Below are 20,622 nucleotides of genomic sequence, written 5' to 3'. Positions count from 1 at the left end.
GCTACGCTCCGGGATGCGATCGCGAGTGCCGGAGCCAGGCCAGGACGGCTCCGGCGACGATCATTGTCAGGGCGGCGAGCGTTCGCGGCCAGGTGTTCCGAAACTCGAGCGTCACCAGGTGTTCCCCGGTCGTCACGGGGACCGAAATCTCACCATCGCTCGGCCGCAGCGCGAGCGTCGCGGGCGCGGCATCGATCGTCGCTGTCCATCCCGGGAAATAGAAAGTCGGTACGTGCAAGTCAGTATCCTGTCGCGCCCGCACGCGGTAGAGCTGGCGGGAGCAGTTCAACGACACCAGCTGCACCTCGGCGCCGTCGGCGACTGCATCGCCGGCATCGGTGAAGCCTTGCACCGGGATCCAGCGCGGTTGGTAGTACACATGGTCACCAAATGCGCGCGGCGGGTGGCGCCAGGATGCGATCTCGGGTTCGATGCGTCGATGTGCAATCGACTCGGTAAGACTCAGCCCGACCGACGCCAAGAGCAGCGCGCCGGCGGCGAGGCGCCAGATAGATTGCTTCGCTGCCATACCGCCGATGAGGACCGCGCCGGCGAACGTGTTGAGAGTCTGCAAGCGCCAGGGGAGATCGAGGAGCTGAAGCGGTGGGATCGCCTGCCAGACGAAGTTCGAGCTGGGATGTTGCAGCCATAGGCTTGCCACGGCGACGACTACGAAGAATCCCCACCAGGCGCGTTGCGGCAGGCCGCGCGTTGTCGCCAACCACGCCAGGGCGAGCACAGCCCCGACCGCATACAACAGCGCGGCGTGTTCGAGCATCGCGTTGAAGTCGGGCAGCAAATTGAAACGTGAATCAAAGAGGAAGCTCATCCAGTATTCAAAGCGGAAGAGTTTCAGATCCGGTGCTCCCATGAGCGTGTACTTTCGTTCGAGCACTTCGGGCAACCAACTGGGTGCGGCCAGCCCGATGCCGACGAGGGCCGCCGCTGCGCCACGCTGCCGCCTTCCAGCCGGTATTTCGAGCGCCGCATAGCCGATGATCGGTGCGAACACCATGAGTGCGATACCGTGATGAGTGTAGAGGAGGCCGGCGAGTGCGAGCGTGAATCCCATTCCCGATCCTGCCCCGAGTGCGAGAGCATCCACGCTATGAAACAGCAGCGGGATCCACACGAGACCCGCCATCTCCGTCAAGGCGCTGCGCTGATAGAGCTGGATTGCGCGGTACGGCAGCACTGCGTACGCGAATGTGCCCACCAGTGCGGCGCGCGCGCCCAGGTGGCGCACGAGAAAGGCGTACATCGCGCTAAGACCGCCGGCCCACCACAACGTCACCGCGATCAGGGTTGCTTGATACACATGCGGGCGCAGCGCGTGAACGATTGCGGTGACGTAATAGAACGCTGGAAAGTAGAAGAGGAACGTCGGGCCGCCGTGGCCGGCATTCACGTCCGGTAGCCAGCGCGGATACCAGCAGCCCTCATGCAGCGCGCGATTGAAGCCCTCAACCCGCGACAGGTGCACGTAGAGGTCGTGTCCGACCACCGCCCCGCCGAAGACGAGCGGCGCGCACGCCGCCGCCGTGAACAATACGATCGCCGTCGCCGGTGCCCACATGGGCAAACGGTCATACTTGGGCTGCACGCGGTGTACCGCCTGGGCGTCGCACTCGGTATCTCATCGCCACCCGACGTTGGGGATCGAGACCGCGGGCCGCTTCGTTTAGAACAACCGCGGCCAGCTCGGGCCGCAATTCGTTGGCCGGTACCTCCTCGAAGCCGAGCCGGGAGTAAAAGGGCATATTCCAAGATACGGCGCGAAAGGTGGTAAGGGTCAGTTCGGAATAGCCCGACTGCGCAACCCACCCGCACACCGTTCGCATGAGCGCGGTCCCAACGCCGCGCCGGCCGTGTTGAGGGTGGACGTCAATTTCTTCGAGATGCGGCAAGTCCTCAGCGAGCAGCTCAATCAAGGCGAACCCGATCGGCGTGCCATCGGCGAGGGCAACCCAGAGGTGGCCGTCGGCCTGCGCCTCGCGGAAGTCGCTCTCGTTGGTCGTTTCGTCTAGGACCGACGCTGGAGCATGGCCGTGAAGGAGAATGGCCGCGGCGCGCTCGATTGCAGCGAGCGCGCGAATATCCTGCGGACGGGCAGTAGCGATCGTGTAGCGAGGGTCCATCGTGACTCAACGCCGGCGAACGCTGACCAAAGCGCTAAACAATCGGGTCGCCGCTGTCGACGACGACGGCTTACTCGACCGGTCGCAGCGCTTCGGCTTGAACGGCGCGCGCGACCTCACTGTCGGCGGTCAGTTCGCTATGGCACGCGTGTTTGCCGTCGACGACCGGGAGCGTGCCGCGTTGTTCCAGTAGCGCGTGGCCTTCTTCGCTCACGCCGGGGCTGCGCATCGACTTGTGCGCTGGTTGGAAGTTGGGATCCTTGCCGCTGGCAAATGCTTCGATTTCTTTCGAGATGCGCATGCTGCACCAATCGTGGCCGCACATGGCGCAGAAATCGGTGTCGACTTCGAGGTCTTCGTCGTGCAACGCGCGCGCGGTCTCACCGTCGAAGGCCAACTCGAATTGCTTCGGCCAGTTCAACGCGGCGCGCGCGCGCGACAGGTCGTCGTCCCACTGCCGCGCACCGTTGATGCCGCGAGCGATGTCGCCGGCATGCGCGGCGATCTTGTAGGCGATGCAGCCGGCCTTGACGTCTTGCGCCTTGGGAAGGCCGACGTGTTCTTTCGGTGTGACGTAGCACAGCATCGCCGCGCCGGCGCGCGCGGCTTCAGTCGCGCCGATGGCGCTGGTGATATGGTCGTAGCCGGGAAACACGTCGGTGACGAGCGGCCCGAGCACGTAAAACGGTGCGTCGTCGCAGACGCGCTGTTCGAGCTGCATGTTGAACGCGATCTGATCGAGCGGGACATGCCCGGGCCCTTCGACCATCGCTTGCACTCCGGCCGCGCGCGCGCGCTGCACCAGCTCGCCCATCGTGTGGAGCTCGGCGAGCTGCGCCGGATCGGACGCGTCAGCCAAGCAACCGGGACGCAGCCCGTCGCCGAGTGAGTACGTCACGTCGTACTCGCGCATGATCGCGCTGATCTCGTCGAACAGCTCGTACATCGGGTTCTGCTTGTTGTGGGTGATCATCCACTTCGCCAGCAACGAGCCGCCGCGCGACACGATGCCGGTGACGCGGTTTCTGATCAGCGGCAGATGCTCCAGCAGCACGCCGGCGTGGATCGTGAAGTAGTCGACGCCTTGCTGAGCTTGGCGCTCGATCTCCTTCAGAATGAGGTCATAGGAAAGGTCCTCGATCCGCCGCCCGATGATCATGCTGTAGATCGGCACGGTGCCGATCGGGATCGTGCTGTGATCGATGATCGCTTGACGGCATTCGTTGAGATTGCCGCCGGTGGACAGGTCCATCAGTGTATCGGCGCCGTACTTCTGCGCCCACAGCAGTTTCTCGACTTCTTCGGTGGTGTTGCTGCTGACCGGCGACGCGCCGATATTCGCGTTCACCTTGGTTGTGATCATGCGCCCGATGCCCATCGGATCGAGCCGCTTGGGGGCGCGCTGGCCGCGCAACATGTTGGGGTCGTTGACCACCGCCCAGCGCTGCGTGACAGTTTGGTTGACCCAGTACTGTCCGTTAGTGCGCGCACCGGGATGGCCGCTCGGCGGCACCTCGGTGAGTGCGCCGCCGTTGGTGGCCGCCTGGGTTTGACCGGCGCTGCCGGCGAGGTGCCGCGTGTTGGCGGGGATCACGAGTCGACCGCGCGCGACTTCGTCGCGGATGAACTCCGGCTTGACGTTCTCGCGCTGCGCCACTCGGCACATCTCGGTGGTGATCAGTCCTTGGCGGGCCGCTTGCAGTTGCGTCATCGTCGGAACTCCTCGTGTGTTTCGGAGCCTACGCCGACGTGCAGAGGGTATCAAGGTGTAGTCGCCGATCGTGTGCGTGAATCGTGCGCGGCCGGCCGACTACGATTCACGGTTCACGAATTACGACTCACGATCATCATCGCACCACCAACACCGCGCAATGGGCGTGGCGGATAACCCGTTCGACGACGCTGCCCAGGACGATGTGCTTGAGGCCGGTGTGGCCGCGCGTCGAGATGACGATGAGATCAGCGCCGACGGTCTCGCCGAGGTGGACGATCTCGCGCGCCGGGCTGCCGTGCGCCAATTTCACCGAGTGCGCCACGTCGCTCAACGGCTTCGCCTTCGGCACCCGATCGAGCAGCGCCTGCGTGGCATCCTGCTCGGCGCGCGCGCGAATCTCCGGGGTGATGAGGTCAGTGGGGTAGTACTGCGCGTAGAGCGGACTCGGAGTGACGACGGTCTCGATCACGTGGCACAACACCACCGGGCACCCGTTGTCGGCCGCAATACGAAACGCGTGCGCGATGGCGTGATCGCCGTGTTCGGAGAAGTCGGTGGTGACGAGTACGGTTTTGAAGCGCTCAAGCATGGGATCCTCCCCGTTTTGGTCGGCGCATGAGATCACTGAGTCGCAGATTTGTGCGGTCCTTCACAGTCGGACGCGGAGCCGGAGGGGAGACCTTGCGAGTGTCGCGCGCAAGCAAACGAGAGCGGCGGAGGGCCGCCTGCAACTCCGCACGACGCACCATGCCGAACCGACGGTAGATGGCGGTGAGGTGCGTCTTGACGGTCTTGATCCCCATACCGCATTGCTGGGCTACTTGATGATTGGTCCAGCCTCTGGCCAGGAAGCCCACGACGTGTCGCTGTCGCACGGTCAGCGTACGCACCACGTCGTCCATATCCTGGTCCGAGGGCCCGAGGGTTCGCAACGCTGCCGCCAGTGCGACGCCGGTCGCGCGATCGACCGATCGGGGAGTTCCGGATGATGCTCGCGAAGTCGCGAACTGCGCCAGCGGAGGGAGAAACACGATGACCGTCTGCGGGCTCACGCTACGAATCGCTCTGATGCTGCGAGAACCGTCGTGATGTGCGAGGCTGAGGTCAATGAGTGCGATGTGTTGTTTGCCCGTGCGGAGGAGCCTTCCAACGGCGGCGACGCTCGGCGGCGTCGCCTGTGCTGCCAACCCCGGCGATGTCGCCAACAGCTTGGTCATTGCCTGGCGAAAGCCGCGGTCCGCGCTCACGATCATGCACTGCACGTCATCTGCCGGTGAACTCGCCCGCGCTTGTCCGCGACCCGTCGATCCTGCCATACCGCCCCGCGCCGTTCACCCCAACATGATCATGCCGGCATCGACCACCAGCACCTGGCCGGTCATGAGATCGCTGTCTGCTGACGCGAGGAAGACGGCCGTACCGGTGAGGTCTTCCGGCTGCAATGACTTCTTCAACGCGGTGAACATCACCAGCATGCTCATCATTTCTTCGGGTACCACCGACTTCGTCGCCTCGGTCATCGTTAGGCCGGGCGCGATCGCGTTGACGTTGATACCCCACGGCCCGAGCGCACCGGCGAAGTACTTGGTCAGGCCGTTCACGCCCATCTTCGCCACGCTGTAGTGGAACGGCGGCGACGGCTTGTCGGGGTCGCTGGTATCGACCGCGCCGACGTTGCCCATGAAGGCGGCGGTCGATGACTGATTGACGATCTTGCCCTTCTTCTGCCGCTTCATGTACGGCTCAACCGCGCGGGTACACAACCACACGCCGGTGAGATTCACCGACAGGATCTTGTTGAAGTACTTCAACGACGAGTCCTGCGTATCGAGGCCGTAGAAGATTGCCGCGTTGTTCAGCAAGATGTCGATCTTACCGAAGCGCTCGTGCGCCTTGGCGGCCATCGCCTTGGTGCTGTCCTCGTTGGCGACGTCGGTCTTTACGTATAGCGCGTCGCCGCCCAGGCCCTTGATCTCGTCGACGACCTTGCGGCCGTTGTCCTCGTTGATCTCGGCAACCACCACCTTGGCGCCCTCGCCAACGAAGCGCAACGCGTACGCACGCCCGATCCCCTGTCCGCCACCGGTGATGACTGCCACTTGATCCTTCAGCCGCATGGTCTCTCTCCTTCGCGTCGCCCCGACCGCATTGACACCCTCGTTGATCTCAGGTTACAAGCCGCGTGCAAATTCAATCGATCGCTTGACTCCTATCAGGGGCGAAAAGACGCCGTCAAGGTCGAACTCACATGCAGCGCGCAACGGCGGACTCGTTTGATCGCACTCGGGTTGGTTTGTCGGGGGACATTCCATGAAAACATCGCCATGACCACATCGGCATTCAAGAACGTCATCAAGTCGCGCGCCGTCGAATCGCCGCAGGACGTCGACACGTACTTGCAGGATCTCGACCGCATGATCGCGGAGGTCATGTGCACCCGCGACCGGATCACTGCGGCGATCGGCGCCGGCACCGCACCGCTGCCGGTCGTGACCCAACTGGCCAAGGAGTACTACTACCTCGGCAAGTGGATGACGCCGGAGTTTGCGACGTTCATTGCCAATGCCCCCGACGCGTGGTCGCTGACCATGGATTACTCCGAGCACTACGCGCACTGGTGCCAGAACTTCGCCGACGAGGTGGGTTACCTGCGTGATCCCAATCACGTCTCGATGAAATGGGAGTGGTGCCAACAGCTCGGTCTCAGCGCTGCGGATCTCGATGGGTATGCGCCGTTGCCGGAAACCATCGCCGTCACCTTCACCATGCTCTACTACGTGCGCCGCTCGTATGAAGAAGGCCTGGCGGTGTTCGGCTTCGCCGGCGAACGCCTGGCGGCGCGCAGCGGCTACGCCAAGGTGATGTACGAGGGGCTCAAGCAGCACTACGGCATGACCGTCAAGAACTTCGAAGTGCACGCCTATGCCGAACCGGATCACGGCGACAAAGCCGAAGCCTTGTTCCGCAAGGTGGTGAGCACCGCGACGGTGCAGCGTCGCTGCCGCGAAGCCATCCGCAACGTCATGATGGTGCGCGAGGCGCGCACCAAGGCGCTCAACGCGCTGCTGGATGGCTAGTGCACCGGGCTGGGTCATTCCGCGTACAGCCGAAATCAATCTGAGCGAATGATGATGCGTCCGCAACCCGTCGCCATCGTCGGCATCGGCTATTCCGAGTTTGCTCGGTCGTTGGAAGCTGATGGCCACGAGCTGGCGATTGCCGCGTGCGATGAAGCGATCCGTGATGCCGGCCTGACTCCGAACGACGTCGACGGCGTTGCGACCTATCTCGGTGCCTACGAACACGCTGAGCTGTCGCAAGTCATCCCCGGCGTCGGGTTGAACGAAGAGCGACTCAAACTGCGCGAAGATCTGATGGCGCTGGCGCCAGCGGCGATGACGAGCATTCACACCGCCGTCGAAGCGATTCGCAGCGGTCAGTGCCAGACCGTGCTGACCTACAAAGCCAACAAGTGGAAGCGCGGTGTGCCGCCGGGTGCGGCGAACAACGCGCCGCTGGTCGGCGGCATTCAGCAGTTCACTGTGCCGTACGGTCATTCGATGACCGCGCAGTGGCTGGCACTGTGGGCGCAGCGCCACTTCTACGAGTACGGTACTACCTGCGAGCACCTCGGCAAGTTGGTAGTCAACACGCGCAAACACGCCGGCCTCAATCCACGGGCAACGCTGCGCACGCCGCTCACGCTCGACGACTACTATCGCTCGCCGTGGATCAGCGAGCCGTTTCGTAAGCTCGATTGCGACTTCCCCATCGACGGTGCCGGCGCGCTGGTGATCACCACTCTCGAACGTGCGCGCGATCTCAAGCAGCAACCAATTTACATTCTCGGTTGCGCCCGCCGCGACGGCACGATGGAAGAGTGGGAGATGTGGCCGGACTTGACCACGATGGCCTCGAAGGAAGTCTCCGATCACGTCTGGGCGGAGTCGGGGCTGTCACCGCAGGATGTCGACGTCGCCGAACTCTACGACGGCTTTTCCTTCCTCGGGCTGTGTTGGTTGGAGGACGCGGGCTTCTGCAAGAAAGGCGAGGGCGGTCCCTTCATTGCCAGCGGCGCGATCGAACTTGGTGGGTCGCTGCCGACGAACACCCATGGCGGCAATCTCTCCGAAGGGCGCAGCCACGGTGTCGGCGCAATCTTGGAGGCCGTGCAACAACTGCGCGGTGCCTGTGGTGCGCGTCAGGTGCATGATGCGAAGATCGCTTTCGCCGCCAACGGTGGCGGCCCCATCGCCGGTGCGATGGTGTTGGCGAAAGATTTGCCTTAACCGATTGGTGGCGGCGGATCGATCCTCGCCGTCATTTCCCGTGTTGCCCCAACGAATTGACGTCGAAGAACGTGGGGGGAAAGACTATGCGGCCGTCGAAGCCCGACTTGGGGCTCGACTTGATCCCCGCGACCGTCGCCTGGTTGCGCTTGATGTTCTCGGCGCACTGGAACGCCATGTTCGATCCCTGATTGTAGTCGACCTTGCCATCGGGCCGCGTGAACGCCTTCGGAAGGTACGCCATCACCTGCAGCGTATTGAGCAACTCGCCCTGCCAACTGAACTTGCGATTCCAGGCGCCTTGGAACGTCTCCTTGTCGATGTAGAGTATGAAGTGGCCGTAGAGGTAGTAGCGATCTTTCGGCGTGCCGTCCACCACCCAGAAGCGGCGCTTGGCGAGGGCGCCGGTCACCGGAGCCCAGGCGATGCCCTTCCAGTCTGAATCCATGTAGCCGATGAACTTGAGGTCCGGCCAATTCCCACGCCAGCCGCGGCCGGGGGACCACACCTGGTCCGACTCGCCCTTCAAACTGAGCGGGTCGACGAGGCGGAATTGATCGGCCTCGCCCTTGAGACTCCACGAGAAGTCCTCCGGCTTGCCGTCGAAGAACGGCCCGTCGTCTTGACTCATGTCCGAGCCGAGGAACCCGTCGGAGCGATTGGCCGGGCTCACCGCGCGCACGCGGCGCAGCGCCGGTATGAACGCCCAGTTCGAATCGCGCTTGGTGGCATCGCGGTAGCGCCAACTCAGCGCTGCCGTGCCATTGAGATCCGCCGGCGACACGCTGACGGTCAGAAACCGGACGCTGAAGTTTTCGGCATTGGGCAATCGCTCGGCTTCCGGCACGCCGTCGTAGTACTCGAAGTTCGAGTCGACGTCGGCGCGCCGGTCGAGACCGCGTGGCCCAATCCAGTTGAGTTGGGACTCGGCATGCAGCGTGCCGAAGTACCAGGTGCGATAGAAGTAGTTCCAAACCACCTTCGCGCCAGCTTTGGGATCGTTCGGGTCGATGATCGGAAAGGGGTAGCCGAGAACATATAGCGGTTGCTTGCCTGAACCCTTTTCGATGACTGTTCCGGTCGCACTGAGGTCGAGCTGTCCGGCATTCTTCTCACTCGCGGCGCGAAAATCGGGAGGGACGACGTACTTGCCGTTGGGCCAATCGGCGATCGGATTCACATACTCGCCGGTCTGGTAATGCTTGAGGATCTCCGGCGGCAACAGACCTTCGGCTTTCTGCCAGTTCGTCTGGTTGAGCACATCGCCGGGCTTGAGATCGTTCGCGCCGCCGGACTCCGCCGCCCACAGCGTGCGAGTGAGCGCCATCGCCAGCGCGGCATGCACGAGAACTTGCGCGATCTTCGACATCACCAATCTCCTTCCATCTGCATGGAGGTTGAGCGACACACGAGCCGTCTCTCTGAGTTCCGACCGCCGCTAGCTAGTGCCGATGCCGGCGCCTGTCAAACCCGTACGAGGGTTGCCGAAGCCCTTGACCTCAATCGAGGCGCCGCGCAAGGTACGCGTCGGGATTGCGCTGAATGAATCGAGCCGGCCTGCCGCGGAGCCAGCCGTTGAGATGAGGGGGACCAGCGAGGATGAGCGAGATACCGAGCGTGCGAGGCACTGTACAGCCGATGAATAAGCAGGCTGGCTCGCGACCGTGGGTGACGCGTGACGTCGAGCCGGCGGTGCTCAACGATTTGCGTGATGGTCCAGCGCGCGCGTCGGTGGCGTTCGTCGATAGCGGGGCCGTCGATGTCGTACCCGCACGGGCTCGGTGCAGAGCGGACGTGTACCAGCTCGGTGTGTCGGCGGATGTCGCGCCGGATCTGACGCATCGCGAAGTGGTGTTGGTTATCGATGACGGGCCGTACTGGTTTCAGCTCCGCGGTCTCTCTGTGCGCGGTGTGGCGGAACGCGTCGCGCAAACGGATGCGGACGGGTTGGACTGGTACATGATCAAGACGAAGCGAGTCCTCGCCTGGGACTACGGCACGATCCACGAGGAATGAGCGATGGCGTCGCCGACTGATGCGGAGGTGCAAGCGTTTGTACGCGGCTCGCTCGTCGTGCAGGTGGCGACGCTGTCGCCGAAAGGGCGTCCATTCGTGACGCCCTTGTGGTTCGTCGTCGACGGCGGTGCGCTCTATGTCACGACCGGAGCAGCATCGCGCGCGGGGAAGAATGTTACGCAGAACCCCGCGGTCGTGTTGCTGTTTAGCGGCGAGCGCGCCCCGGTCCCGGCGCGATGCCTTCGCCTGCGCGGGTCCGCCACATGTGTTTCCGGACTGCCTTCGTGGCGAGTGTTGCTCCGTATCCTTGCGAAGTATTACCTGTCGCCGCGCGCGCTCGTCGCGGAACTGCTCAATGCTGACAAGTGGCGCCTACGCCTGCGCTACTACGGCCAGGTGAAAGGCGGAGCCGGATACATCCGCGTCGTTCCGACGGCGGCCGATTTCTTGGCGAGGGCGTAGCGCGTGTGCAGACTCGGAGTGGACTAGCCGGTTCGCTCGTCTTCGCTAACCGTGCGGCGAATCCCACCGCTGCAAGGGCGGCGGCGGGCGGGGTGGAGAACCCAGCGGATCGTTTGGCGGGGAGTTGTTGTGGTGCTATGCGGCGAGCGTCGTCGAGTCTGGAGTCGGTAGCGTGACACAGTCGATTTACATCGACATCGTTGCGACTTTCCTGCTGATGTCTGCTCTGTGCCACATTGCTTTGCAGTCCCAGACGGCGCGCTGGATGAGCAAGCCTGGCCTCGTGCGGTTCGTGGGAGGATGGCTCTTGGTGCTTTCTGTTCCGTGCCTCTGGTGGCGCGGGCGGTACTTTTGGATACTCTTCGCGGCACTTGCCCTGTCCGGCGCGTGGAGACTCTGCTTTCCACGCCACTCGATCCGCGCCCAAGAATGGAGTTATCCCCGCTGGGTACACGGCTGCCTTCTATTGGGGGGTGCAATAGCCGTGTGGGCACTCGGTCAATGAAGCAGCAATCGTCTTCTGGCCGCGGCCCGGAACAATAGCGACGCTAGCTTTGTTTCAGAAGCCGCAGGCAGAGCATCTTGGAGATGTTGAGCAGCAAGTGGGCGGCGACGGTGGGATCGCCGTTGATCATCTGGCGGAGCGTGCTCTCGCTGAGGCTGAGCACGCGGACACCGTCGGTCACCGCGTACACGTCTTTCGTGCGCGGCCGTTCTAAGAGGAAGGCCATTTCGCCGAAGACATCGCCTGGACCAAGCACCGCCTGCACGATCTCGCCGTCGCGCACTTCGACGGTGCCGGCGAGGACGACGAAAAGATTGCGAGCGACGCCGCCCCGTTTGAGCACGTGATCGCCGGCGCTGCACTGGATGATGGTGCTGCGATCGAGGCAGCGCGCCGCATCGTCCTCCGTCATGCCATCGAAGGCCGAGATGCGGTTCGCCTCAAGTTCGCTGAGCGCGCCGTGCACCTCTCCCCAGTAGGCAGCGGACTCCATCAGTCGCCGGCTGCGCACGCCGCTGCCCTCGGCCACAATTCGCTCGACGCACGGTGGCACACGGGCCTCGTCGCCGAAATCCCGTAGGTGTTCGAGCAACGGCGAGTTGAGGGGCCGCACGTAGGCGAGGTCCTCCGGCACGTAGACGATGGGAATGAGATAGCCGGCCTCGGCGCTGTTGACGTTCTTCTTGGAGTAGGTGCGGTATCCGAGGCCGAGATAGAGGTTCAACAAGTGCGGTTCGCAGTCGCCGAAGAAGAGCTGGATGCGCCGATCGTTGACGAAATGAAACGCGGCGCCGATCAGCCGCAGGAACAAGTCGCTGCTGCGCAAGCGCGGGGTGACCATGCCGCGTTCGCCGACCGCGATCGCCGCCGGCGGCAGCTCGGCGAGAAACGGCGCGAGGTGGTACTGCTCGATCATGCGCGGCGGCAGCGGCGCGTCACCGCCCCAGGTGAGGCGGAGCGTCGCGACGACGTTGCCGTCTTCCGTCGCGTAGAAGATCCGGCTGTGAGCGTCGCAATCCTCGACCAACATCCGGTGCTCGTGGTCGGCAGTGGTCTGGTAGCGGCCCATCTCCTTCACGTAGATGTCGTAGCGGAAGCGGTAGACGGCACGCTTCTCGTCTTCGGTTTCAGCGATAGCGATATGGGTTTCTGGGCGCATTGTCTGGTCTACTCCAAGCTGCCGCGACACTGGGCGGCAACGCCGACGAAGATCGAACTACTGAATTCGCCGACCGCGCGTCAAGCTTCGCGTGGATGCGGCGGTTGATAGATATCGCGCCGGCCCATCAGCCGCCACTGGGCCAGCGAGCTTCTCGCACTTGCGTTGCCGTGCCGATTTGAGCGACATTGACGCTGGGGTGTCATCATGATCACGCGATGCATCGATCAGACTCCACCACGGCGTCGGGTGACCGCAATCGCGGACGCCGTGTACGTGACGCTTGCCTCGGCGATGGCGTCCGCGCTCGTCGTACGCATAACGACAGCGGCAACGGACCATGGCCCAGTTCCGTACGTGCTCGGACTGCCACTCGGGTTCCTCGCGGCCGACGTCGCTTCCGGGCTGATTCATTGGTTTTGCGATACGTACTTCCAGCCGAGTACACCACTGATTGGCACGATGGTTATCGCACCTTTTCGCGAGCATCATGTGGACCCGGCCGCACTGGGACGCCACGGCTGGTTCGAGCGCAACGGCAACAATTGCCTTGCAGCTTTGCCGCTCTTGGTGCTGGCGTTGTCGTCGCTCGGGTCGCAGCAGTCTGCGTCCGTGTGGCACAGCGTCGTGAACGGCTCCTTGACCGCCGCGTCGATCACCCTCTGCCTCACGAACCAAATTCATGCATGGGCGCACAGCGACGGTCCGCCTTACGTCGTGCGCTTCCTTCAGCGGGTCGGTGTGCTGATCGCTCCGGAACGGCACATCGTCCACCACCATGGCTCACGAGAGCGCTCTTACGCTGTCGTCTCGGGCTGGTCCAATTGGTGGCTCGACCGCGCCGTCTCGCGCGCGGAAGCCGTGCTGGCCTGCCTGGGCATGCGGCCCATCGACCCGGGCCTGGCTCATGAGTAGCGCCGAGCCACGCAAGTTTGGCTCGGGATGGATCAGCGGCAGTGCGTCGATCGTGTTGGGCGCGATGGGGCTCGGTGCGGTTCTCTGCCTGCTCTTTCCCGCCCAGCTCACCACCCCGGAGCTTCGGGCGATCTACCCGATGGGTATCGTGCGTGGGCTGATCCAAGCCGGAATCGTGACAGGCTTCGTGCTCGGCCTTTTGAGTATCGTACTACGCAAGAGCAAGGCGCTTGGACTCGCCGGCCTCTTGCTGGCAACCATCGCGGTCCTGTTGGGCGGCTGGGAAGTCCCGGTCGAGGTGCCGGTCGCAAAGTCCAACTACCTAGGCCTCGATTGGTTCCTGCTCGACCTGCTTCTAATGTCGGTGCTATTCGTGCCCATCGAACGACTGTTTCCGCGCGTTTCGCAGCCCATCCTGCGCGACGAGTTTTCGACCGATCTCGTCTATTTTTTCATAGGTCACGTGCTGATTCAGGTCTTCGTTTTCTTCACGGTGGCCCCCGCGACCGCCTTTTTCGCCTGGGCGCGCCATCCCTCCTTCGAGGCCGCGATCACCTCGCAGCCGCTACCCGTGCAGTTCGTCGAAATCGTGTTCGTGTCCGACTTGTTCTTCTACTGGACGCACCGCCTCTTTCACCGAGTACCTTTCTTGTGGCGCGCGCACGCGGTGCACCATTCGCCGCGTCAGATGGACTGGCTCGCCGGCTCGCGCCTGCACATCCTTGAAATCGTGATCGTACGGGCGGTGATGTTCCTGCCACTCTTCGTCTGTGGCTTTTCCGCATCGGCGGTTCAGGCTTACGTGGCATTCGTCGCGTTACACGCCGTCTTGCTCCACGCCAATGTCCGCTTTCGCTTTGGCTGGCTAGAGCAGATCATCGCGATGCCCCGCTACCACCAGTTCCACCACGCATCCGACGGAGAGTCCCTCGACAAGAACTTCGCGGTGCACTTGCCGTGGCTCGATCGACTGTTTGGAACTCAGTACCTTCCCCGCGACGGTTGGCCGAAGCACATGGGCGTCGCGGGCGACCCACTGCCGGCAACGTACTGGGCGCAGCTCGTCTATCCGTTCCGTCCGCCGCGCGCGTCGGTTTAGTACAGAAGAAACATGAAGAAGGTTGACCCTGCTAAACTTCCCGAAGGGCACTTGGGTCGTTACAACTGGGCCAAAGCGCGACGTGGCAGGCTTGCCGCAAAGGCGAAGAAGGCCTCCGAACTGCTGCGTATCCTCGCGCCCGACTTGGCAGCCCGCTTCCCTGACTCGCAGGCGGTCAACGAGGCGCTACGCGTCCTGCTTGCCATCGACGCAGCGTTGCCCCGCGGACGGACCGTGCGGCGCCACGCCGCCTAAAACCGCGACATCCACGCGATCCCGGTACGCGCGCGCGTTCCGAGATCCTAGCTATGCAGCTCCTGTCAGAAACTCGATGGCCGCCTTCGCCACCGCTTCGGGCTGTTCCTCGTGCAGGAAAAGTTTCGCATTCGGGATCGATCGAAACCAGGTGACATTGGGGAACTGCGATACCATCGCGCGAGCGATGTCCTCGAAGAAGGTCGGATCGGCCGCTCCCCACACGAATGCAACCGGCATCGATAGCTTGCCGTGCAGCTCGCGGAAACGATCGAGTCGCTCGAACTTCATCTGCATCAAAAATTGAAACATCGAGGCGAGACGATCGGGAGAATCGAGAATCGGCGCGAGGAACAGCTCGGTGAATTCTCCGTCGATCAAATCAAGATTGTCGAAACAGCCGCCGAATCCCATGGCGGAACGGCGAATACCTCGCGACGCCAGCATGCGCCGCATCACGAAGGCAGTGCCGGGTAGCCGCACGAGACGTTGGTAGAGCGGAATCCACGGCGGTCGGTGACCGGGAATCTCCGTGTTGGTCAGAAGCAGGTGCGTGACCCGCTCGGGTTCGAGCAGTGCCAACTCACGGGCGATCCAGCCGCCCGTGTCATTGCCCATCAAGGCGTACGACGAGACGCCTTGCTCGCGCAGCACTCCTTGGAACACGGCGGCCTGCCCCGGGGAAGACAAATCTGCGGCGTCGGATGAGGTCGAGTCTCCGAGCCCAATCAAATCGAACGTGTAGCAAGTGAACCGCTGCGAGAGTTCCGGGACTATTCTTCGCCAGGTCAGTCCGGAGAGAGGAAATCCGTGCAAGAGGAGGAGGACAGGGCCGTCGCCGACCTTGCGGTAGCATACCCTGGCGTGACCCACGTCGATGAAGTGTTTGTTGCGGAATTCGTCTGCGACTTGCGATGGCTTCACCGCAGCTCTCCTGCTTTCACTGCTGAAGGTTGGTTCACTCTCCCATCAACCGCATCTTGAAGAACCCGAGGATCTCATCGACGGCCTTGCGCGTCGGCTGATTTTGCTCATCGATCAGATGCAGCGTCACCACGCTGTGTGGGTTTTTCATCGGGGCATCCGGGTTGGCGCAGCTGTCGGGGAGAACCCGCGCCTGGAAGCGGTCGCCCAACGCTTGCTGATAGGCGGCGAAGCGCGCGGCGCGGCAGAAGCTGTCGCCCTCGAAGCGATAGGCGAGCACGGTGAGATCCTCGCGGTCGAGGCGCGCCTTGACCGCTTGCAATTCGTCCGGCGCGATGTGCATGCCACCCGCTTTCGCCATCGGCAACGACGGTTGCGACAGCACCGGCGCCAGCATCGCCGGTTCGAGCATCATCGACAAGGCGAAGTTGCCGGTGAAACACATCCCGATCGCCCCAACCCCCTTGCCGCCGCACAGAGGATGAGCGTGCGCTGCCAGTGCCCGCAACCACTGCGTGACCGGGCTCGACGCGTTGGCGGCAAAGGCGCGGAACTCGGCGCTGACGCACCCTTTGATGATCGAGGTGAGGGCATAGCCCATCGACAGCGACCGTCCCGGCACCCCGAACAGATTCGGCATCCACACGGTGAAGCCGGCGTCGCGGACCCAGCGCGCGAAGCGCGCAACCTGCGGTGAGATGCCGGGCATCTCGGTCATCACGATGACCGCGGGACCCGTTCCTGCAACGAAGACAAGCTTAGTCTTCCCTTGCAGCATGACCTGCCGTCGTTCGAAGTCTTCCAGCGAATCCGAGTGTGCGAGTGTGGTCTCGGGCATACCTTCGTATCCTCCGCGCGCCACCGTATCCAAGTTCCACTACCTACGCCATCACGCAAACCGGGGGTGATGCGCCGCTCATACCGCAGACTTGCATGCTCGGCCCGTTTCGATAGATACCCAATCGGGCTGACACCGATGGCGGACCGCAATCCTCGCATCCCACCGCAGATCGACGACGATGGCGTGCGGACGATCGAGTTCTCGGGCGTACGCAAGAGCATATGGCTGCTCGCGTTGGCGATCGTGATTGCCGGCTTGGCGGTGTTTGTGGTCGTCGGCCCTTGGCTGGGACAAGCGCTCAACCCGCCGACTGATGCTCGCGCCGCCGGTCCGAACGGCAAGCCGCCCGTACTTCGCAGCACCGCGGTGCCGATGAAGGTCGCCGCGGCGCCCACGCCGGCTCGGATCGCCGCGGATCACACGAACGATCCTTCAGCGCGCAGCGAGCGCAAGGAACCGACTGCCGCTGCCGCGCCGCCAACGGGTGCACCATCGGAACCTCGGGCAGCAGGGTCTGAACCCGATCCCAAGACAACCCCGCAAGAACCGGCAGGCATCGCCCTGTTTCCCCCACCCGGCACCAAGCCGATCAAGCAGGGACTTGTCGTGCCCGAGGACTTCGAACTCCCGCCTGGATATGTTCGGCACTACCAGACAACCGATGATGGCTATCAACTGCCGGCGATCCTCATGTTCCATCCGGACTACAACCCCGTCGACGAACGCGGCGAGCCGATTCCGTTGCCCGAAGATCGTGTCGTACCGGCCGAGATGGCACCACCTGGAATGCCAGCCCGAATTCTGGATGTCCCGGAAGCCGGAGCCACTCCGGATGCATTGTCCGACCGACCGCAGCGCGCTCACCCTCAGCACTAGCCACTGGTTTCGCCCGTCGGCCCGTTTTTTTTCTTGACGTGGATTTCTTCTGCGTGCTACGCGGCACAGCGAATACACTATCCGGTGTGCTGAAGAGCGCACGTTGAAAGGGGGGGACGCATGGATCGAAGAGGGAGTCGGTGTCATGGGGTGGTGTCGTATGCGCTCGCGTTTGCGGCCGTCATCGCCGCGAGTTCCAGCGCCGTGGCGAGCACCATCACGCAGAATGTTTCGTGGACGATCGACCGGTCGGGGACATCAACGAAGTATCGGGTTGTCGCGTACGGCGACTCGATTTACGCGGGCTATGAGGGCGGTCTCTTCGACGTTGCGGTCTGGTCTGCGCCCAACGTCCAAGGCGACTATGCCTCGAATTACTGGGGGACCGATGTGGAGGTCGTCCGGCGCTGTAAGTCGGGCGCCAAGGCCGACGACATCTACAACAACAAGATCGTCGGGGAGAAGTCGTACATGCAGTCGACCAACACCCGCATCGTCACCTTCGAAATGTGCGGCAATGACTTTCTGCAGGCGCGCAGCAGCTTCGCCGGGCAGACCGGCACATGCAACTACGGCGTGCTCAGCACGGCGCTCACGAACTGTAGCACCTATCAACAGAACGCGATGTCCTTCATCAATGCCAACGCCTATTCCGGCACCAAGCTCAAGGTGATCGCCAACATCTACTACCCGGGCTACAACGCCGACAATAAGCTCAGCTCGTGCACCGATTCCGGCACCGGGCAGAAGGTCAACCTGCGCGACAAGTTCCTGCCCTATCTCGCCAAGAGCAACTGGCGCGCGTGCAACTACGCCAACACCTATGGGTTCAAGTGCGCCGACACCTTCGCGAACTTCATGGGCGCCGACTATGACTCGAATGGCGACGGCCAGGTCGACTCCGATGCGCTCAAGTACGTCCAAGGCGAGACCGAGAGCGCGTACGTAACCCGCATCACGGTGACGCTGAAATCTACGCTGCGCGACGCGAATACCCATTTCGCCACCGCCAGCACGAGCTACGACTACATCCAGTCGGACGACACACATCCGACGTACGATGGCGGCATCGTCGGGCTCAGCCTGTTTGGCAACGGTTCGGGTTCCGCGCCGCCGGACTTCACGCCGAGTCAGTTCGTCAACGGCAAGAACCCGGTCTGGAATCAGTTCGGTCACGAGCGCATGGGCTGGGGACTGTCGACGTACAACCCGGCCACCCCGTGACGCTTCACCACGGCAGAAAATGCCGGATGAGGAGGGCTGGAACGCCCGCGTAGTACAGCACGCTACAGCCGACCTCCGCGACCTGTCGCACCCTCGCCGCACGCGAGGGTGCGGCCCAGGCCGCCAGCAATGCCGCCGCTTCCGCCAACCCCCGCCACACGCCTGCGTAGAGAACGAGAGCGATCGCTACTTGCGCCCAGTACAGACCAAACTCCTGCGCGTATGGCTGGAGCCCGCGTAGATAGTACTGCCCAAACGGATCGCCCCAGACGATGAGCTGTTGCACGCGGAACAGCGGCAGCGTCGGGACCAGTGCGAAGACGACGAACTTGAAAACGAGATGATACCAGCGCCAGCGCGCGCGATGCTTGGCGCGCGCATAAACCACGCTGGGATGCTGGAGCAAGGTCAACGCGCTTTGCGGCCCACCCGCCCGCGTGAGCATTTCCAACACGACGCTCGGATCCGCGAGATGCAATCCGTAGCGAACCCTTCGGCCCGATCGTAAACCGAGAGACAGCCCGCTACCCGGCAGTGGAATCACCCACGGCGTGATGCGAGCGATGGCGCCGCACGGTATCTCGACGCGCGCCTCACCGCGGTCGATCACCAGCGCTCCGTCTTTGATTTCCAGCCGCGCCGCGAACGCGCGTTCGATGAGCCAGCCCGCGACGGCCGGCGCGATGGCGAGAACCGAGAATGCCTGGATGAGCATCTGCGGTGTGATCGGGCGCGTCCGAGTCAACACCGCGCCGAGCATGACAGGGACACTCGCGCCGCTGATCGTGATCAACACCGCAGCGGCGACGCGCCAAATCCGCGGATAGGCGATCGCGCGTACCGTCATGATCTTTCCGGAGTCTCCGGCATACCTCGTGCTCTCCGGCGCGCCACCGTATCCAAGTTCCGCCGCCATCACCACACTTGCCGATACCGTCTCGCTCGGATACGAACGCGCTCGATGAAGATCGACGTGAAGCAGGTTCCCATTCGCGTGCCGGGCTACCGCTTCGGCGCGGCGGCGTGTGGGTTGAAGGCCAGCGGCAAGCGCGACATCGGGTTGATTGTGTCGGATGAGCCGGCCACCGCGGTGGCGGCGTTCACGACCAATCGCGTGCAAGCGGCACCGGTGCTGCTCGGCAAGGAACGCATCCGCGGTGGCAGGGTGCAGGCGGTGCTGGTGAATAGCGGCAACGCCAATGCGTACACTGGCCGCGATGGCTTGCGACTCGCCCGCGAGCTGTGCGCGCTGGCCGCACAACAATTGGGGATCAGTCGGAACCTGGTCATCCCGTCGTCGACCGGTCGCATCGGCGTGCAGTTGCCGCGGGAGGCCGTCCGCAAAGGAGTGACCGCTGCCTGCCGCGATCTCAGTGCCGACGGTTTCCATCGCGCGCTCGAAGGCATCATGACCACCGACGCGTTTCCGAAGTTTGCCGTCGAGGGACTCATGCTCGATGGGCGCGACGTGACGATCGCCGGGATGGCGAAGGGTGCGGGCATGATCGCGCCCCGCATGGTGCCGCACGCAACCTTGTTGAGCTACATTCTCACCGATGCGCGCGTGTCGCGCACTGCGCTTCGAAAAGTACTCGACCTGAGTCTGCCGCAATCGTTCAACGCGGCCGTCGTCGATGGCGATACCAGCACCAACGATACGGTGCTGCTGCTCGCCAATGGCGTCGCCGGCAATCGAGAGCTGAAATCGACGGCGCGCGACTTCGCCGCGTTCGCGGGTGCGGTCGGGCGGATCATGCGCACGCTGGCGCGCATGGTGGTGAAAGACGGGGAGGGCGCGACGAAACTGATCGACATCACCGTCCGGCGCGCGCGGACCGTTGCGGATGCCGAGCGTGTCGCGGATGCGATCGCGCGCTCGCCGCTGTGCAAGGCGGCGTTCTTCGGCGGCGATCCGTACACGGGCCGCATCGTGTGCGCTGCCGGCTACAGTGGCGCGGTGTTCGAACCGGCGAAGCTCGACGTGTTCCTCGATGATGTGCAGGTCGTCCGGCGCGGCGTCGAAGTCGTCGGTTCGGTCGAAGCGCGCGCCTCGAAGGTCGTTGCGCGGCCTGAGTTCAGTTTGACCATCGACCTGCACGCGGGCCGCGCCGTCGCTCACCGCATGGCGTCGGATCTCAGCGTGGATTACGTGCGCTTCAATTCAGACTACCGGACGTGAACGCAGTTGCCAGCGTGCGCCCCAGT

General features: G+C 63.4%; 21 protein-coding genes and 1 pseudogene. 10 read left to right on the top strand and 12 right to left on the bottom strand.

The window, feature by feature from the left end; genetic code table 11:
* Position 1: 1 nt before the first annotated feature.
* From HYR72_14365 to HYR72_14335, 7 genes and pseudogenes are all read right to left on the bottom strand, one after another.
* Positions 2–1,582, bottom strand: a complete 1,581-nt coding sequence (locus HYR72_14365) for a hypothetical protein (GenBank protein ID MBI1816157.1) — start codon at positions 1,580–1,582, stop codon at positions 2–4.
* A gap of 4 nt (positions 1,583–1,586) precedes the next feature.
* The gene (locus HYR72_14360; GenBank protein ID MBI1816156.1) at positions 1,587–2,138 is read right to left on the bottom strand and encodes a GNAT family N-acetyltransferase; all 552 of its coding nucleotides are present in this window, start codon (positions 2,136–2,138) and stop codon (positions 1,587–1,589) included.
* Between the two features lie 70 nt (positions 2,139–2,208).
* Positions 2,209–3,555, bottom strand: coding sequence for a phosphomethylpyrimidine synthase ThiC (thiC, locus tag HYR72_14355; protein ID MBI1816155.1), 1,347 nt, complete (start codon positions 3,553–3,555; stop codon positions 2,209–2,211).
* A gap of 150 nt (positions 3,556–3,705) precedes the next feature.
* Positions 3,706–3,849 (bottom strand): annotated as a pseudogene (locus tag HYR72_14350) (phosphomethylpyrimidine synthase ThiC).
* A gap of 136 nt (positions 3,850–3,985) precedes the next feature.
* Positions 3,986–4,441 (bottom strand): universal stress protein, encoded by a 456-nt coding sequence (locus HYR72_14345; GenBank protein MBI1816154.1) that lies wholly within the window; start codon positions 4,439–4,441, stop codon positions 3,986–3,988.
* Complete coding sequence (locus tag HYR72_14340) at positions 4,434–4,754, bottom strand: helix-turn-helix transcriptional regulator (protein MBI1816153.1); 321 nt, start codon at positions 4,752–4,754, stop codon at positions 4,434–4,436. Before HYR72_14340 ends, HYR72_14345 begins: the two co-directional genes overlap by 8 nt.
* Before the next feature lie 429 nt (positions 4,755–5,183).
* On the bottom strand, positions 5,184–5,969 hold the full coding sequence (locus tag HYR72_14335) for an SDR family oxidoreductase (GenBank protein MBI1816152.1): 786 nt from the start codon (positions 5,967–5,969) through the stop codon (positions 5,184–5,186).
* Positions 5,970–6,176: 207 nt separating this feature from the next.
* Here HYR72_14335 and HYR72_14330 point away from each other — a divergent pair, with 207 nt between their 5' ends.
* Together HYR72_14330 and HYR72_14325 are read left to right on the top strand one after the other, a co-directional pair.
* Positions 6,177–6,929, top strand: a complete 753-nt coding sequence (locus tag HYR72_14330; GenBank protein ID MBI1816151.1) for an iron-containing redox enzyme family protein — start codon at positions 6,177–6,179, stop codon at positions 6,927–6,929.
* A 48-nt stretch (positions 6,930–6,977) separates the two neighbouring features.
* The gene (locus tag HYR72_14325; GenBank protein MBI1816150.1) at positions 6,978–8,141 is read left to right on the top strand and encodes a thiolase family protein; all 1,164 of its coding nucleotides are present in this window, start codon (positions 6,978–6,980) and stop codon (positions 8,139–8,141) included.
* Between the two features lie 31 nt (positions 8,142–8,172).
* Here the strand turns inward: HYR72_14325 and HYR72_14320 are convergent, their stop codons facing one another.
* Entirely contained in the window at positions 8,173–9,510 is a 1,338-nt protein-coding gene (locus tag HYR72_14320; protein ID MBI1816149.1) for a DUF1329 domain-containing protein, read from the bottom strand.
* 269 nt (positions 9,511–9,779) lie between these two features.
* Here HYR72_14320 and HYR72_14315 point away from each other — a divergent pair, with 269 nt between their 5' ends.
* Together HYR72_14315 and HYR72_14310 are read left to right on the top strand one after the other, a co-directional pair.
* Positions 9,780–10,157: a hypothetical protein gene (locus tag HYR72_14315; protein MBI1816148.1), complete on the top strand. Its 378-nt coding sequence runs from the start codon at positions 9,780–9,782 to the stop codon at positions 10,155–10,157.
* 3 nt (positions 10,158–10,160) lie between these two features.
* Complete coding sequence (locus tag HYR72_14310; GenBank protein MBI1816147.1) at positions 10,161–10,619, top strand: pyridoxamine 5'-phosphate oxidase family protein; 459 nt, start codon at positions 10,161–10,163, stop codon at positions 10,617–10,619.
* 548 nt (positions 10,620–11,167) lie between these two features.
* Here the strand turns inward: HYR72_14310 and HYR72_14305 are convergent.
* Positions 11,168–12,283, bottom strand: coding sequence for a cyclic nucleotide-binding domain-containing protein (locus tag HYR72_14305; protein MBI1816146.1), 1,116 nt, complete (start codon positions 12,281–12,283; stop codon positions 11,168–11,170).
* 207 nt (positions 12,284–12,490) lie between these two features.
* Here HYR72_14305 and HYR72_14300 point away from each other — a divergent pair, with 207 nt between their 5' ends.
* From HYR72_14300 to HYR72_14290, 3 genes are read left to right on the top strand one after another with little or no spacing between them, the layout of a single operon-like run.
* A complete protein-coding gene (locus HYR72_14300) occupies positions 12,491–13,198 on the top strand; it encodes a hypothetical protein (protein ID MBI1816145.1) in 708 nt (235 codons plus the stop codon).
* Positions 13,191–14,297: a sterol desaturase family protein gene (locus tag HYR72_14295; protein ID MBI1816144.1), complete on the top strand. Its 1,107-nt coding sequence runs from the start codon at positions 13,191–13,193 to the stop codon at positions 14,295–14,297. The genes HYR72_14300 and HYR72_14295 overlap by 8 nt, the downstream gene beginning before the upstream one ends.
* A 12-nt stretch (positions 14,298–14,309) precedes the next feature.
* Complete coding sequence (locus HYR72_14290; protein ID MBI1816143.1) at positions 14,310–14,552, top strand: hypothetical protein; 243 nt, start codon at positions 14,310–14,312, stop codon at positions 14,550–14,552.
* Positions 14,553–14,603: 51 nt separating this feature from the next.
* On the opposite strand, the gene HYR72_14285 is transcribed toward HYR72_14290, so the two are convergent.
* A complete protein-coding gene (locus tag HYR72_14285; GenBank protein ID MBI1816142.1) occupies positions 14,604–15,476 on the bottom strand; it encodes an alpha/beta hydrolase in 873 nt (290 codons plus the stop codon).
* A 34-nt stretch (positions 15,477–15,510) separates the two neighbouring features.
* Complete coding sequence (locus tag HYR72_14280) at positions 15,511–16,314, bottom strand: dienelactone hydrolase family protein (GenBank protein ID MBI1816141.1); 804 nt, start codon at positions 16,312–16,314, stop codon at positions 15,511–15,513.
* 138 nt (positions 16,315–16,452) lie between these two features.
* Here HYR72_14280 and HYR72_14275 point away from each other — a divergent pair, with 138 nt between their 5' ends.
* Together HYR72_14275 and HYR72_14270 are read left to right on the top strand one after the other, a co-directional pair.
* Complete coding sequence (locus HYR72_14275; GenBank protein MBI1816140.1) at positions 16,453–17,193, top strand: hypothetical protein; 741 nt, start codon at positions 16,453–16,455, stop codon at positions 17,191–17,193.
* Positions 17,194–17,313: 120 nt separating this feature from the next.
* The gene (locus tag HYR72_14270) at positions 17,314–18,417 is read left to right on the top strand and encodes an SGNH/GDSL hydrolase family protein (GenBank protein ID MBI1816139.1); all 1,104 of its coding nucleotides are present in this window, start codon (positions 17,314–17,316) and stop codon (positions 18,415–18,417) included.
* 4 nt (positions 18,418–18,421) lie between these two features.
* On the opposite strand, the gene HYR72_14265 is transcribed toward HYR72_14270, so the two are convergent.
* Positions 18,422–19,264: a hypothetical protein gene (locus HYR72_14265; GenBank protein MBI1816138.1), complete on the bottom strand. Its 843-nt coding sequence runs from the start codon at positions 19,262–19,264 to the stop codon at positions 18,422–18,424.
* A 114-nt stretch (positions 19,265–19,378) separates the two neighbouring features.
* On the opposite strand from HYR72_14265, the gene argJ reads away from it, so the two are divergent.
* Complete coding sequence (gene argJ / locus HYR72_14260) at positions 19,379–20,596, top strand: bifunctional glutamate N-acetyltransferase/amino-acid acetyltransferase ArgJ (GenBank protein ID MBI1816137.1); 1,218 nt, start codon at positions 19,379–19,381, stop codon at positions 20,594–20,596.
* The last annotated feature ends 26 nt before the right edge of the window (positions 20,597–20,622 follow it).

It is taken from the genome of Deltaproteobacteria bacterium, from assembly GCA_016178705.1.
Taxonomy (GTDB): domain Bacteria; phylum Desulfobacterota; class Binatia; order HRBIN30; family JACQVA1; genus JACOST01.
This window is presented reverse-complemented; position numbering and strand designations above follow the sequence as displayed.